Source organism: Hymenobacter norwichensis DSM 15439 (genome assembly GCF_000420705.1).
GTDB lineage: Bacteria > Bacteroidota > Bacteroidia > Cytophagales > Hymenobacteraceae > Hymenobacter > Hymenobacter norwichensis.
Genome location: NZ_ATVL01000009.1, coordinates 680766 through 694875 on the forward strand (window position 1 = coordinate 680766; position 14110 = coordinate 694875).

Here is a 14110-nt window from a genome sequence, read left to right on the forward strand (position 1 = left end):
ATGGTATAAGCCGCGCAACGGTTTAGTTTGGCCGGGTTAACCCTCAAAAATACAGAAGTAGAACTGAAGAACTGAATATTTACCGGAAAGAATTTCCCGCCGCTCCCTCCAAAGTATTCAACTTTTTAGTGTAGCCTGCGGCCGCCGTTAGTTGGCCAGGGACGTTTTTCGCCCGACCTTGCCGGGGCATGACTACTTCGGCCATTTGCGCACACGGCGCCCGTTTTTCCTTGTTGCTGGCGCTGCTGGCCTGCTCCAAACCGCTGGCACTTACCCCCGACAGCGTGCCGCCTGCCCCGCCCGTGGCTGCCGTAGCGGTGGTGCCGGGCGTGAGCCAAGCGCTGGCCGAAGACCGGGCCCGGCGTATCTCTCGGCTGGGCTATCAGCTGGCGTTAACCGTGCCGCCCCGCAAGGCCGACCCTATTGCTGCCACCGAAACTATCAGATTTCATCTGACGGATGCCGGCCAGCCCGTGCAGCTCGATTTCAAGGAACAGGCCGACCACCTCAAAAGTCTCACTATTAATGGCAAGCTCGCGGCACCTGATTTTCGGGAAGAGCACCTAGTTCTGCCGGCCGCCAGCCTGAAAACCGGCCCCAATGAGGTACGCATCGAATTTGTGGCCGGCAACCAGAGCCTTAACCGTAACGACGATTACCTGTACACGTTGCTGGTGCCTGACCGCGCCCGCACGGTGTTCCCGGTGTTCGACCAGCCCAACCTCAAGGCCTCGTTCACGCTCAGCCTCACGCTCCCGAAAGCTTGGCAGGCCCTGGCCAACGGCCCGTTGCAGGATTCCACCGTTGTGGGCGAAAGCAAGACGCTCCGCTTCGCGCCCTCCGACACCATCAGCACCTACCTGTTCTCGTTTGCGGCTGGCCGGTTCACGCGGATATCCCGCCCCCTGGCTGGCCGCAACATGCAATTTCTGCACCGCGAAACCGACCAGGACAAGCTGAAGCTCAGTCTAAACCCCATCTTCCAAGTTCACGCCGACGCGCTGAAGTTTCTGGAGGAGTACACCGGCATTCCGTACCCTTTCCGCAAGTTTGATTTCGTGGCGCTGCCCGATTTTCAGTACGGTGGCATGGAGCACGTTGGGGCCATCGACTACAAAGCCAGCACTCTGTTTCTGGACGAGGGCGCCACCCAGGACCAGAAAATTGCTCGCTCCAACCTCATCAGCCACGAAACCGCCCACATGTGGTTCGGCGACCTGGTGACCATGCAGTGGTTTAATGATGTGTGGATGAAAGAGGTGTTTGCCAACTTCATGGCCGACAAAATCACCCAGGTAGCCGTGCCCAATTCCAACTACGACCTCAAATTCGTGGTGGACCACTACCCGGCCGCCTACGGCGTGGACCGCACCGCGGGCGCCAACCCCATTCGGCAAAACCTTGACAACTTGAAAGATGCCGGCTCGCTCTACGGCAACATCATCTACCACAAGGCACCCATTATGATGCGGCAGCTGGAGCGCCTGATGGGGGAAGAGGCTTTCCGCCAGGGGTTGCAGGAGTATCTGAAAAAATACAGCTTCGGCAACGCCACCTGGCCCGACCTCATTGCCATTCTCGACGCCCGCACCCCCGCCGACCTGCAAGCTTGGAACCAGGTGTGGGTGAACCAGCCCGGCCGGCCGGTGTTCAGCTACCGTATCAGCGGCGGCCACGACCAACGCTACGGCATCTACGTCACCCAAACGGCCGAGGACGGCTCCGACCGCCTGTGGCCCCAGGAATTCGATGTGCTGGTAGAGTCGGCCAGCGGCGAGCAGCAGCAGGTGACGGTGAAGATGGACGGCCAAGAGAAGGGAACCCGGATAGCGTTTCTGCCCAAGCGCATCGTGTTCAATGTCACCGGAATTGGCTACGGCGTGTTCCCAACTGCGCCGGAGCTGCTTACTAGTGTAACGAGTCTGAAGAGTTCGGTAGCTCGGGCGGCCACTTACGTCAATCTGTACGAGAACATGCTCAACGGGCAGGCCATTACGCCTCTGGCGCTACTCAATGCCTACCGCCCAGCCCTCACCCGGGAGCCCGAGGAGTTGAACCTGAAGCTACTCACAGGACAGGCCAGCGCCATCTTCTGGCATTTTCTTAGCCCCGCTCAGCGTCTGGCCGTGGGCCCGACGCTGGAGGCGGACCTATGGGCTGCGATGCAGAAAACGTCGGCGCCTAACTCCCAAAAGCTACTGTTCAAAACCTATCAGTCGGTGGCCCTGACCAGCGCGGCGCAAGCCCGGCTCTACCGCATCTGGGAAACGCAGAAAGCGCCCGCCCGCGTCAAGCTCACTGAAGACGACTACACCGACTTGGCCCTGGCCTTGGCCGTGCGCGACTATCCGGCCACGCAGCCCATTCTGCCCCGGCAGCTCGCCCGCATCCAGAACCCCGACCGTCAAAAGCGCATGCAGTTCCTGCTGCCCGCCCTGGCCCCCGACGCAGCCACCCGTGACGCCTTTTTTGCGGGCTTGAAAGCCGAAGAGAACCGCGAGAAAGAAGCCTGGGTGGTGTCGGCGCTGGGCTATCTGCACCATCCGCTACGCGCCGCTACTTCCGAGAAATACCTACCCGAAAGCCTGGCGCTACTCGAAGAAATCCAGCAGACCGGCGACATTTTCTTTCCCTCTTCCTGGCTGCAAGCCACCCTAGGCGCTTACCAAACGCCCGCCGCCGCCCGCACCGTGCGGGAGTTTCTGGCTGCGCACCCGCACTACAACCCCAAGCTGCGCGCCAAGCTCCTACAAGCCGCCGACGATTTGTTTCGGGCCGAAAAGCTGGTCAAGTAAAGGGCAGGCGAAATTGGTGAGAATGTGACCGAACCAGCATGCCAAGCCCCGCAACGCATGACGGCCCGAGGGCTTTCTAAACAGCTTATACCGCAAACCCCAGCAGCTCGCGCAGCAACGGCAGCACCCGCTGGCCTCGTTCTAGGTCGAAATCTTCCGCTACTGCCACGGCAGCTACCGGTTGGCCGCCTTGCACAGCCAAGTCCAGTAATTGGCGACGTTCCGGGTGGCTGAAGTCGGTGAAGGCGCGGCGTAACAGGGGCACGATTTCGCGGAAAGTGTCTTCGTTCAATTCGCCTAGCCACTGGTCGAGTAGAGCGAAGAGAGGGCGATGATGTAGCAAAAGCTGGCCGCTGCCGCTCAGGAAACCTTCTATCCAGGCGGTGGCATAGGCGGTGGGCTGGGCGGGCGCTAGGGCTAGGCCAAGGGCAGTGCCGGCATCTTCCGAGGAAAGCTGATGGGCATCGAAAAGCAGGCGCCCGGCAGCTCCGGCCAGTAGGCCCGAACTGGCCGGGTTGCGCAATACCACAGCCAGCGCCGCGTACCAATCCGCTTCCTGGGCATCGTTCTGGAGCAGCCGAATAGCTTGGTGCGTGCCCTCGAGGCGGGGCAAGAACTGGCGGGCGGCATCATAGTCGAGGCCGGTGCAGGCTTGGGGTAGTCCGATGCAGATGCGCGGTACAAGGTGGTGCACTACCTGGACTACTTGGGCGGTTTCGGTGCGGCGCACGTTGCCGTAGCGCAGCACGTTCACCAGCGGCGGCAGGGCAGCCAGTAGGTGCGTCACGTCGCGGGTGCCGGCCGAAAGGGTTTCCAAGCGGGCTACCAGCGCGGCTATGACGGGGCCGAGGTCGGCTTGCAGGGCTTCTTCCAGCAGTGTACTGACGGTTTCCAGGTCGGGAGCGTCGGTGGCGCGCTGGCGGGCGCGGCCTACGGCGGCATCCAGCACGGTGTTGCCCCAACGGCCGGCGTCGAGCACGGGTAGGGCGTAGTCGGGCTGCCATTGCAGCTCCCATAGCTCATGGAAAGTGCCAGCCTTGCCCTGGGCGCGGCGCGGCTGGCCCCACGGCACGTCCAGTAGGCGCAGGCGGTGCAGTAGGTGGCTGCGGCTGAGGTCCAGCTCTTTGCGTAAATCCAGGTCGAGGGTGCGGGCGGCGGCTTCGGGCTTGAGGCGGGTGAGGCGCTGCTGATGCGTGAGATCCTGCTGCAAGGGCGTGGCGGGCAGCTCAGCCGGCACTTCGCCCATGCACACCCCAATCACCAGCTCCCGATGCACCAAACTCAGTGCTTCCTCGTAGCCGCCCCCCAAAATAGCCACGGCCGCTTCCTGCAACTCCTCGATGCCCGGCAGCGCCCGGCCCCGCACAGCCGCCAACGTTTCGGCCAGCCGCACGCCCTCAATAGCATGCGCCGACGACGCATCCAGGTCCTGCCCGCGCAACAGCCGCGCCGCCCGTACCATCCAATGCGTTACCACTTCGGTGTGCGACTCGGTGAACAGTAGCTCGTACCAGGCCGGCGACAACACGCCCGCCCCGTAGCCCGAACTGTACGACAGCCGCTCGTAGGTCCACGGAATCCAGGTAGCTTCGATGGGTACTTTCTTCAGGCCCTTGAGTAGAGCTTTGTCCTCTCGCTTGAGTAGGTCGGGTTGCAGCACGGGCGCGTGCCAGGCGCCGCATACCACTGCCACGCGCTGGTAGCCCTGCTTGAGTGTATTGCGCAGGGTTTCACGCATGAAGGCCTCGCGGAGCAAGGTTTCCGGACTTTCCGGCAGCGCCAACTCTTCCCGTAGGGCCGTCATCATGTGGAGGACCGCCCCAAACGTATCGGCGTGGCCGGCGCTGTGCTCGAAGCGCAGCTCCCACCACCGTTCCCCGTCGTCGTAGCCATCCAGCTCCGCGAGGTAGGAAATAGGGTCGCGGCGGACTTGCTCAACGGGAGGCACTTCCTGCGGCTCGTCTAAAAGAGGGGAGGAACTGGTTTCTGGCTGTTGTTCGGGCGCTACGAGTGCCGCTACTTCTTCTTGCGCCTCCAATTCAGCGTTGGTGCCAACAACCGAATCCTCTTCCGTTGGAATAATGGGAGGTACGGCGCTTGCCGGCACATTCTCTACTGCATCGGGCAGGGCGAATCGTAGCGCGGCCGGCAAATCCATGCAACGTAGGTGGGTGCCGTGCTCGTGGCAGTAGCGGAGCACCTGCGTTTCGGGCGAGAACGTGGCGAAGGGTAGAAATGAGGCCTGCTGATACTGCTTGGGGTTGTAGAGCAGCAGCGCCACCGGCAGCCGCAAATCGGGGTGCTGAATGATGGTTTGCACGGCCGCTTCGCCATCAGCAGGGCACTCCAGCAGCACGATGTCGGGCTGATACTCGCTAAGAGCGTGGCGCAGGCTGGCGGCACTGCCGGGCCCGTGGTGGCGGATACCGAAGAGGCGGAGGTCAGGCGTGGGCATAGGAGCGGCGGTATAGATGGCGGTAGCCTACTTTTTACTTGCGAAAAATAGGCTACTGATTTTGGAGCTTATATTTTGCTTTTTGAAAAATAAGCTCCAAAACCCGAATTTTAGATAAGCGAAAAATCAGCAGGGACCGGGCTCTGCCGGCGGCCGGCCCTGAGCCAGTAAGTAGGTAGCGCAGCAACGGGCTCAATGGCAACGTTACAGCTTAGGTTTCGGCAATGCCTCCCAAGTCAGCCAGCGCATTGTCCACGAACTTGATTTCCAGGCCGTGTTCCGGGTCGAGGTCGTAGTGGATGATGAGGCGGAGCGTGTGGCTATCGGAAATGCGGAGGTAGCCCAGGTTCTGCATGTAGGCGAAGTGCTGGTCGGGGGTGGTCAGGTGCAGAGGCGGCGCCCCCGACTGGGCGGGGTCGTCGTAGAAAGCGGCGTAAAGCTCCTGGTATTGCTCGAAAGCGCGCTGCTTTAGCTGGGCCAGCACGCGCGGAGCGTCGGCCACAAAATTCTGGAAAGTAGCGGCGTACTCGTCGAGTTGCGTAGGCGTGAGGTCGTACTCCTCGTCTTCCTCGAAGAGTTCGTCGCCCAAGAAAACCTCGACTTGCTTCTCGAAGCCAGGTACCGAAACCGGGTGCTCGGCCGAGAGGCCCGCCCAACTTTCTTCTACAGCTCCCCAAAAAGGATGCGTCAGCATGGCGAAGATTAGGCGGTGTGGGAAAGGGCGTGTTGCCAGCGGCCGGGCTGGTTGTAATTGCCGGGGTCGATGGGCGCAGCCGGCACCAGAAACTCGTTTCCGTCGTCGGCCGCTCCTTCGTCGAGCGTGTATAAGTCGTGTTCTAGGTCGTGGGCGAAAGTGCGTAAAAGCTCCGTTACCGAGCTGGCCACCCGAAAGCCGATTTCATCTAGTTCGTACACGTAAAGCACCTGCCCATAGCTGCCGGTTTCCGCAGGGTCAAGATCAAGGAGCAGCCAGCTATGCGAGCCATCAAAGCCGAGCCGCAGCCAATACGGATTCTGCATTACCGCGCTTTTCAGGGTGGGGGCCGCCTGTAGTAAGGGCGAGGTCAGGGTTTGTGGGGCTTGGTAGAGGTAGGCATCCAGCACTTCAGCCAACGGCAAAAGACTCATGCCATAGAACAAGCTGCCCCAATTCTCGGCCTCCTCGTTCAACCCATTGTGCCACCGATACAGGGCCTTATAGTCGTCCGGCAAGGGCTTGCCCACCGCTGCCTCTAGCTCCTCTAACTGCTCGTCGGTAGCGCCGGGGTTCAGCGACTCGTGCAAGATGCGTGGCGCGTGGGCGGCTAGCCATTGCGTGATACGGGTCAGAGAATCGTGGGGCATACTGGCGGAAATAAGTGAAATACGTCAACTAAAAACCTAGGCAGCAACGCAAGCCCGCGCTACTCCGGATGGCAGGAAAAGGTGTGGCTGCCGTAGGAGAAAGGCATTTCCTTGGTTAGAATTTCCTGTAGTTCGGTTGTGGTAAGCAGGCACTGAATGGTGTATTGCGTGCGGGGCAGTACCACGGTTTCGGTGCGCAAGGGCAGGCGGTATACCGTGTCCAGAATGTTGTTCCAAGCGGGTTTCAGGTAGGGCCGGATGGAGTCGGCAGCGAGTAACAAATCCTGCCGCAGGGCTTCAAAGTCGGGGTAGCCTTCCAGAGAATATTCGTCGATGGCGGTGACTTTGGCCAGCATTTCCCGGAAAATAAAGGTCTCAAGGCTAGGGGCCAGGACTTCGGTTTTGTCTTCGTCGTGCCAGGTCAGCGTGACGGGGTACTGGCCGTTTTCAGCTAGCGTTGGGTAGAAGCAGTACAAGTCGCCCGCCCCGGTTGTGCCAAACGGGATGAACAGGCGTTCGGGCGAGGGCTCACAAATGAGGTCTTGCTCCAGTAGTTCCGATGGCGCAATTAGCTCGAAATCCTGGGCGTAGAGCAGCACGGGTGGGCGCTGCCGAAGCTGCGGGTAAATGTCGCGGTACCAGTTGGGGTTTGGAAGCCCGCCATCCAGAAACCAATCCAGCATGCCGTCCTGATAAAGCTGCACGTAGAGCGCCGGCAAAGGCACTCGGAAATGTGCCTCGATGGCGCGTAAGGTCGAATCCATACAGTGGGGCAAATAAATGAGTTACTAAGTAACGGCAGAAAGCCAGGTGTTAGCCCGCCTGAAATTCGAGAGGAAAGCCGGCTGGGGCTTCCAGCTCCAGGTCGAATACCTGCTCGGCGGTCAGGTTGGGGGTTGCGGTGAGGGCCGTTTCGTAGGCCTGCACCACGGCGGCCAGCCAGGCGGTCAGGTCGGGAAACAGGACGTCGCGCTGTTCCCAGTCGTGCCAGTGCTCAATCAGCTGCCCTGGCTGGCCGGTGAAGGTGCCTTCCAGGTCTAGACACACTTGGTCGCCGTTGCCGTTAGTGAGGAACGGCAGCCAGCGGGGCCGCCACCAGTTCGCCACAAAGTCGCCGGCTTCGAGTAGCTCCCGGTTGATGCGCATGGTGTCGGCCATATCGCGCAGGCTGGCGCATTCGTGGTTGGCTTCCAGGGTATCGAAGCACCCGGCGTTTTGGCCATTGTGCCAGTGGTACCACGCGCGCAGCTCCGGCGGCAGCTGCAACCCGACTTCCGCTTCAAACGCGGCTATTTCGGCGGCCGTAGCGGGTGGGTTGAGGGCAGCATAGTAGTCGGGCCGGTGCTGTTGGAGCAGCGTATCGAGACGATGAAGTAAGTCCTGGAATTGCATGGCTGGCGGTGGGAGTGAGACTAGTGGTGCTGGCGGGCCTGTGGTGGCGGACACCTAAGAGGCAGAAGGTATTGGCTTAAAGTAGTTTGAATGCTTGTCCATCCCAGATGCCTACTCCGTCATTCTGAGTTAGCAAGACTAGTTTACCATTGCCAAGGGAAAGCATCTTCAGCACGTTCATTGGTGAGCCTACAGCGTCAGGCTGCCCAATTCGCCAATGAAGCTTAGGTTCGAACAACTTCTTCCAATTCGTAAGTCTGCTAAGATCACCACTATACTTGCCCTCAAACACGCCCAAGCTTGAATAAAAATATATGTGGTCCGTCTCTGGTTCGTAGACCGCTGGTCCAATGTAAGGAACTGGATGTATGACAAATGGTTGTTTAGTTGTGCTGGTATCCCTATCAGCCCGCGTATCATAAAGGGTACGTGCATTGAAATTATTGAATTCACCAATTGCTCCTGAATTCATCATGTGTTGCATGCCCGAAGAGAACCCCACACTAGATTTGAGGTGAAAGAACGACTTGATCGGATGCAGGTTGATCTGAAAGTCGTGGAATTTTAGATCAATAAACCTGTGATTTTGAGTGTCGTAAGTGAAGACGTTACCACCCCATTCACCGTAACCGAAGCCAAGCCAGAGGTTATCTTGTCTATCAAGAAACCAAGTCGTTGGCTTCCTTAAAGACGTGAGCTTAGTAAGCTGATCATTTGGGGATGAGGCAGGCAGTAATGTTTTATTCGTAGCCACATCAAGAACGCCTTTGTCTGTAATAGCAAAAACATGATGCTTGCTATTGACCACTAAGGCAAACGCTTTGGAGCGTAAGCTACCAATGACGCGCCAAGTGGAATCTGTGCTACTCCACTGTTGAATCTTTGTTCCTGTCTGGACTACTACATCATTGCCAGCATTTGTGATAAGCTCTGCTGAGGCATCTGACACTGAGTCAACTTTCACTTCTTCCCCAGTTGATTTATAGACTTTTATGTGGCCGCTTTCAGTCAACCCCCATACTTGATTTTTGACTACAATTAGGTCACGATAACCATCCGAAAGTAGCTGTGCCCTGGTATAAGGGGTATAGATGAATAAGAGGTATCCAACAAGGACCAGCCAGCGCAATGAGGGTACAGAAGCCTTAGCGTGCATAATTCGATGAGGGCGATAGTACAGCCTTGCGGGTAAGATGCGTTTAGGAGTAAAATTCCATATACTACTCCACTACTTCCCGGCAGGCGCGGTACAAATCTTTCCAGCCGTCGCGCTCTTTCACTACGGTTTCCAGGTATTCCAGCCACACCACGCGGTCCTGCACGGGGTCTTTGAGTACGGCGCCGGTGAGGCCGGCGGCTAGGTCGTGGGCGCGGAGGCTGCCGTCGCCGAAGTAGGCGGCCAGGGCCAGGCCGCTGTTCATGACGGATATGGCTTCGCCGGTGCTAAGCGTGCCGCTGGGGCTTTTGAGCTTGGTTTTGCCGTTCTCGGTCACACCGCTGCGTAGCTCCCGGAAGATGGTCACGAGGCGGTTGATCTGCTCGACGGCGGGCGCTTCTACCGGCAGTTGCAGCGACTTGCCCTGCTTGGCTACCCGGGTTTGGACGATGCGTACTTCCTCAGCCAAATCAGTGGGCAGGGGCAGCACCACGGTGTTGAAGCGGCGGCGCAGGGCGCTGCTTAGCTCGTTTACGCCCTTATCCCGGTCGTTGGCGGTGGCAATGACGTTGAAGCCGCGCGTGGCCTGTACTTCGGTGGATAGCTCGGGGATGGGCAGCACCTTTTCCGAGAGCATAGTGATGAGCGTATCCTGCACGTCGGAGGGGATGCGGGTGAGTTCTTCGAGGCGCACGAGGCTGCCTTCCTGCATGCCTTTGAACAGCGGCGAGGGTACCAAGGCGCCCAACGACGGACCCTCGGCAATGAGGCGAGCATAGTTCCAGGAGTAGCGAATGGCGTCTTCGGAAGTGCCCGCCGTGCCTTGCACCAGCAGGTTGGAATGGCCGCTGATGGCTGCCACCAGATGCTCGGAAACCCAGCTTTTGGCCGTACCTGGCACTCCTAGCAGCAACAGCGCCCGGTCGGTGGCGAGGGTGGCTACCGCAATTTCCATCAGCCGCCGCTGCCCGATGTACTTCGGCTCGATTTCAAACCCGTTATCCAGCTTGCCGCCCAGCAGGTAGGTCACCACCGCCCACGGCGAGAGTTTCCAGTTAGTGGGTTTGGGCCGGTCATCAACTGCCGCCAGCGCGGCTAGTTCTTCGGCATATAGCACTTCGGCATGCGGACGGAGCAGGTTCTCAGTTGGCGTGGCGGACATATAATAGGAATAGGTTGGGGTGACAGAAGAAGGTGGAAGCTGAGCGCTAAAGCTAGAATGATTAGGGAGCTAGAAGCTAGTTCCCCTCAGATGAGGAGGGGCTAGGGGTGGTTGAGCAGCTAGAACTAGAAGCTAAAACTAGTTGTCGTTCAACGGCAGGTCAACCACCCCTAACCCCTCCTCAGCTGAGGAGGGGAACTAGTTTTAGCTTGTAGCTTCTTTTAGGGAAGTGGCTAACTGGGTGCGGAAACGGAGGGTTTCGAGCATGTTGTGGATACTGTTTTGGAAGGTGCTGTGCACTTCGGGGAGGGCGAGAAGGGTGGTTTCTACTAGGGGCGCGTCGGTGAGGTGGATAGCGGGGGCGAGGTGTTGGCTGATGAAGTAGCTGAGTTGGTAGAGGTCGGAGTGCAACCGTTCGAGGGTGGCCGAGTTGGCTAGTTTGGCGCTCAGGCTTTGCAGCACTTCGGTGGTTAGCTCGTGGGGCCAAGGCGTGGGTAGTTGCAGCAGGTCGTCGGTCCAGCGAGGTTCTTGGCGTCGGATGCGTAGCAGCATAGGCTTGAGTAGTAGCTGTTGCCGGGTGGCGGCGGGCAGCAGTTCGGTAAGAGCGGCCCAATCAATGCTGCGGTCAAGGTGGGCTTTTTGCAGGGTGGGGCGCTGGTGCAGCCACAGCTTCAAGAAGGCCACCGCAAAATCGGAGTCAAGGTGGGTGAGGGTGCTCATGGCCCAGCACGGCAGCAGCGGCACCGCCCACTCCGAAGCCAAGGCCGCGGCCAGCAAGTCATCAGCTGAAACGCCTAAGTGGGCAGTCCAGCGGCCAGGGGGCAGTAAGGCCAGCATGTTGCCCAGCCGGATGGCGCTGGGCCCCAGCGGAGTAGCCCGGTTGCCGGTGCCCGAGTAGTAGGCGTACTGGTCGTTTTTCTCCTCGATGCCATCGGCCAGCCAACTTTTGTCCCAGGTTGTAGGCAGCGTTACTTCTAGGGTGCTTTTGCCCAGGCCCAGCAAGCCGCGCTTCACTTCGAGCAGCGGCGCGGCCCGCGCCCACAGCCGCTCCACCAGCGCCGAGTTGGGCAGCCGCACCAGCAGCGCGGCGGCTTGGCGGCGCACTTCCTGCCCCCGCGCCCGAAGCAGGGTTTCTAGCGCGAGTTCAGTGTCCGGGCGCAGATAGTCGGCCAGGATTTCCAGGAAAGCCTCTTGGGCTTTGGCGGGCTCAGTGGGCAGGGCGGCCAGCAACAAGGCGCGGGCCGCGTCGGCGTCCTGCTCGAAACGGGCCCGCAGCCAAGTGCGGCGCGCGGGCAGCGTGCCGGTTTCCCAAGGCTCCAGGCCAAGGGTATCCGCATCGGAAGCAGACGGGGCAGCTAGCAGCGTGTGCCACGCCGGGTTGAGGGCAACCAGCCACCGACCCCGAGTACCAGCCACCGAAGCCAGTACCACAGCCGTTTCCGACGAACTGGCCGCATGGTGCAGCAGCAGATGCAGGATCGTATCGGGTACCCGGCGCCCTGCGGCGGCTACTTGCTCTAAATACTCGGGCAGCATCTCCGTATGCTGTCCGTCTTCCAGCATGCGAAGCAAACAGGCTCTGCCTAGCGGGCCAAGAGGGGGCACTGGGTCAGGCGGCGCTGGTGCAGGAGTTGGGGCCGCCACGGGTGGCTGATAACCAGCGCGCCGCATCAAAGCCAGCGTACCGGCGGCTAGCAGGAGCTGCTTTTCACGGTCTTCGGGGCTGCTGGCGGCAGTGTCGAATACGGCGGGCACGGGCTCCCCGCTTTGGCGCGTACCCAGCAGGGCCACGCGGAGCAGCTGCGGCCAGTGCGGTTGCGGGAGGGAGGTCGTTGGAGAGCTAGACATTGTGCGGCTCGGGCTGTCAGAGGGTTGTGGTATCCGCTTTATTGCGCACTCTCGAAGTAGGTCAGCAGGTGCAGGGTGCGGCCGTTCCACTCCCCAAACACGCGCATGGGCTGTCCGCCGCTGGCCGCCAGCAACTGCCACCCCGCTTCCGGGGCGAGGCGCAGGGGCAGCGCCACCGGCTCGGTGGCGTGGTGCAGCACCCACGCGTCGTCGGTGGGAAGGTAAGTGGGCAGTACGTCGTGCAGGGTGACAGGCCATTGCCGCAGCCACGGATGCCGGGCCAGGGTGGTGGCGTAGGCATCGAGGAGCTGCGCGGGACTTTGGCCGGGTGGGTCGAGGTCGGGCGGGGCGGGGTTCAGCACGGTGAGGGCCACCGGAATAGCACGCAGCTCCAACAGGCCGGGGTAGAAAACCAACTCGCCGGCGTACACGGCATTGGGCACCAAGGCAGTAGCAAAGCGTTGGCTGCCGAAAGCGTATTCCAGCACCAGCGCGTACCGGTCCGTGTGGCGGCCCCACAGCCAGGCGCGGCGCACGGTCAGGCGGTCTTCCTCTTCGGTGTGCAGGCCTAGCACTTGCCACTCATCGGTTACGGTGGGCTGGCGGGCCAGCAGGTCTTCTTTCTTGAGGTTGACCCCAATTTGCTGCAAAATCTCCTCGCGGGCCTCCGATGTCTGGTGGTCGAGGCGCTGGAAAGCGCGCACCAACACGTACAGCTCCCCTAGGCGGGTTAGGAGTTGGTCGGGCCAGTCGGGGCCGCTGTGGCAGATGGCCGGCAACTCGCGCACCACGCTGGCCAAGCCGGGCAATTGGTTGTCAACGAGGCGGGCGGCGGGCGTTTCCCAATAGCTGCGCGGCTGGCTTTTGGCCACGGCCGTACCGGCGCGTACCAGGTCAAGCAGCCACTCTTCCAACTCCGCCGCGCCCTGCGTCATGCGGGTGAGCCGCTTTTGCAGCGCCTGCGAGGCTTTAGCGCCGGAGGTGTCATTGGTGGCAGTTTCCGCGTCCGGGGCGTCTAACGAATCTAGCAGGGCTTCTTGGGGCGCGGATGCTTTAGGCGGGGCTTTAGTGGGTTTCTTGTCTTGGGTTTGCTGGCGCTTTTCCAGCCATTCTTCCAGCCAGGAAGGGGCAACTGTACCACCGAAAAGCTGCGGCTGGCGGGCTAGCAGTACCAGCAAACCGGCGCCATGCTTGCACGGAAACACCCGGCTCGGACAAGAGCACTTAAAGGCGGGCTCGGTGAGGTCGATGCTGGTTTGGTAGGGCTTAGAGCCGCTGCCTTTGCACTCGCCCCAGGCGGCGGTGGCGGTTTGGCCTAGGTTGCTCCATTTGGCGGGGCCGGCTAGTTCGAGGCCCCGTTTCAGGGTGCCGGAGTCGGTTATCAGGGCGCGGGCCTGTTCTTCGGTCCAGGTCAAGGAGGCAGGGGTTATGCCCGCCGAAGCGGAGCGGTAGACCCCAGCAAAGTAGTGGTTCAGACTGGAAATTCCGCGCCGCAGTTCGGGCATTTGTGCAGGACGGTGCCCGCATAGAACAGCCGTCTCCACCAAGCTGTATTAGGGCTGGGCAGCGGGTCGGGGGCCTTGCACTTCGGACAGCGCAGTACCCGCAGGCTGCCTCTCTCAGCCTCAAAGGCTTCTACCGTCTCCCGCGCCGCCTCAGCCTCGGTTTCCTCGATCCAGAGCTGGTAGTACATGCCCTCCCCGTAAGGAAACGTAGGCGGCCCCGCCGACTTCACTAAGGCTATAATGTCTATTTCCCGCAGGTCGTTATAGAGCGCCACCGCTTCGGCGTAGGTCAGGTAGTCGGCGGCGGGAACAAGCATGGAGTGGGCGTTATTTTTTGCCTCTAATCATATAAATCGACTGTCATGCAGAGGCGTAGCCGAAGCATCTCGCGCGAATCGTTGAATTAGCACTGCAACGTCAGCACGCGAGATGCTTCGGCTGCGCCTCTGCATG

11 protein-coding genes are annotated in these 14110 nt (G+C 60.5%); 1 reads left to right on the top strand and 10 read right to left on the bottom strand.

Annotated elements, in window-relative coordinates:
* The first annotated feature begins 188 nt into the window (after positions 1–188).
* The gene (locus tag G536_RS0117770) at positions 189–2795 is read left to right on the top strand and encodes a M1 family metallopeptidase (RefSeq protein WP_022824953.1); all 2607 of its coding nucleotides are present in this window, start codon (positions 189–191) and stop codon (positions 2793–2795) included.
* Positions 2796–2880: 85 nt separating this feature from the next.
* On the opposite strand, the gene G536_RS0117775 is transcribed toward G536_RS0117770, so the two are convergent.
* From G536_RS0117775 to G536_RS0117820, 10 genes are all read right to left on the bottom strand, one after another.
* Positions 2881–5250 (bottom strand): DUF5682 family protein, encoded by a 2370-nt coding sequence (locus G536_RS0117775; RefSeq protein WP_022824954.1) that lies wholly within the window; start codon positions 5248–5250, stop codon positions 2881–2883.
* A 211-nt stretch (positions 5251–5461) separates the two neighbouring features.
* The gene (locus G536_RS0117780) at positions 5462–5944 is read right to left on the bottom strand and encodes a DUF6985 domain-containing protein (protein ID WP_022824955.1); all 483 of its coding nucleotides are present in this window, start codon (positions 5942–5944) and stop codon (positions 5462–5464) included.
* A gap of 8 nt (positions 5945–5952) precedes the next feature.
* On the bottom strand, positions 5953–6594 hold the full coding sequence (locus G536_RS0117785; RefSeq protein ID WP_022824956.1) for an SMI1/KNR4 family protein: 642 nt from the start codon (positions 6592–6594) through the stop codon (positions 5953–5955).
* Positions 6595–6653: 59 nt separating this feature from the next.
* On the bottom strand, positions 6654–7358 hold the full coding sequence (locus G536_RS30875) for an SMI1/KNR4 family protein (RefSeq protein ID WP_022824957.1): 705 nt from the start codon (positions 7356–7358) through the stop codon (positions 6654–6656).
* Positions 7359–7407: 49 nt separating this feature from the next.
* Positions 7408–7986, bottom strand: a complete 579-nt coding sequence (locus G536_RS28625) for an SMI1/KNR4 family protein (protein ID WP_022824958.1) — start codon at positions 7984–7986, stop codon at positions 7408–7410.
* A gap of 76 nt (positions 7987–8062) precedes the next feature.
* A complete protein-coding gene (locus G536_RS0117800) occupies positions 8063–9142 on the bottom strand; it encodes a hypothetical protein (RefSeq protein ID WP_022824959.1) in 1080 nt (359 codons plus the stop codon).
* A gap of 64 nt (positions 9143–9206) precedes the next feature.
* Positions 9207–10304, bottom strand: coding sequence for an ATP-binding protein (locus G536_RS0117805; RefSeq protein WP_022824960.1), 1098 nt, complete (start codon positions 10302–10304; stop codon positions 9207–9209).
* Positions 10305–10508: 204 nt separating this feature from the next.
* Positions 10509–12152: a DUF5691 domain-containing protein gene (locus tag G536_RS0117810; RefSeq protein ID WP_157530736.1), complete on the bottom strand. Its 1644-nt coding sequence runs from the start codon at positions 12150–12152 to the stop codon at positions 10509–10511.
* A gap of 38 nt (positions 12153–12190) precedes the next feature.
* Positions 12191–13657: an SWIM zinc finger family protein gene (locus G536_RS0117815; RefSeq protein ID WP_022824962.1), complete on the bottom strand. Its 1467-nt coding sequence runs from the start codon at positions 13655–13657 to the stop codon at positions 12191–12193.
* A complete protein-coding gene (locus tag G536_RS0117820) occupies positions 13624–13974 on the bottom strand; it encodes a hypothetical protein (RefSeq protein ID WP_022824963.1) in 351 nt (116 codons plus the stop codon). Before G536_RS0117820 ends, G536_RS0117815 begins: the two co-directional genes overlap by 34 nt.
* Positions 13975–14110: the final 136 nt, after the last annotated feature.

Coding starts and splice junctions, on each gene's coding strand:
- G536_RS0117770 (WP_022824953.1), top strand. CDS start 189: ATGACTACTTCGGCCATTTGCGCACACGGCGCCCGTTTTTCCTTGTTG.
- G536_RS0117775 (WP_022824954.1), bottom strand. CDS start 5,250: ATGCCCACGCCTGACCTCCGCCTCTTCGGTATCCGCCACCACGGGCCC.
- G536_RS0117780 (WP_022824955.1), bottom strand. CDS start 5,944: ATGCTGACGCATCCTTTTTGGGGAGCTGTAGAAGAAAGTTGGGCGGGC.
- G536_RS0117785 (WP_022824956.1), bottom strand. CDS start 6,594: ATGCCCCACGATTCTCTGACCCGTATCACGCAATGGCTAGCCGCCCAC.
- G536_RS30875 (WP_022824957.1), bottom strand. CDS start 7,358: ATGGATTCGACCTTACGCGCCATCGAGGCACATTTCCGAGTGCCTTTG.
- G536_RS28625 (WP_022824958.1), bottom strand. CDS start 7,986: ATGCAATTCCAGGACTTACTTCATCGTCTCGATACGCTGCTCCAACAG.
- G536_RS0117800 (WP_022824959.1), bottom strand. CDS start 9,142: ATGCACGCTAAGGCTTCTGTACCCTCATTGCGCTGGCTGGTCCTTGTT.
- G536_RS0117805 (WP_022824960.1), bottom strand. CDS start 10,304: ATGTCCGCCACGCCAACTGAGAACCTGCTCCGTCCGCATGCCGAAGTG.
- G536_RS0117810 (WP_157530736.1), bottom strand. CDS start 12,152: ATGTCTAGCTCTCCAACGACCTCCCTCCCGCAACCGCACTGGCCGCAG.
- G536_RS0117815 (WP_022824962.1), bottom strand. CDS start 13,657: ATGCCCGAACTGCGGCGCGGAATTTCCAGTCTGAACCACTACTTTGCT.
- G536_RS0117820 (WP_022824963.1), bottom strand. CDS start 13,974: ATGCTTGTTCCCGCCGCCGACTACCTGACCTACGCCGAAGCGGTGGCG.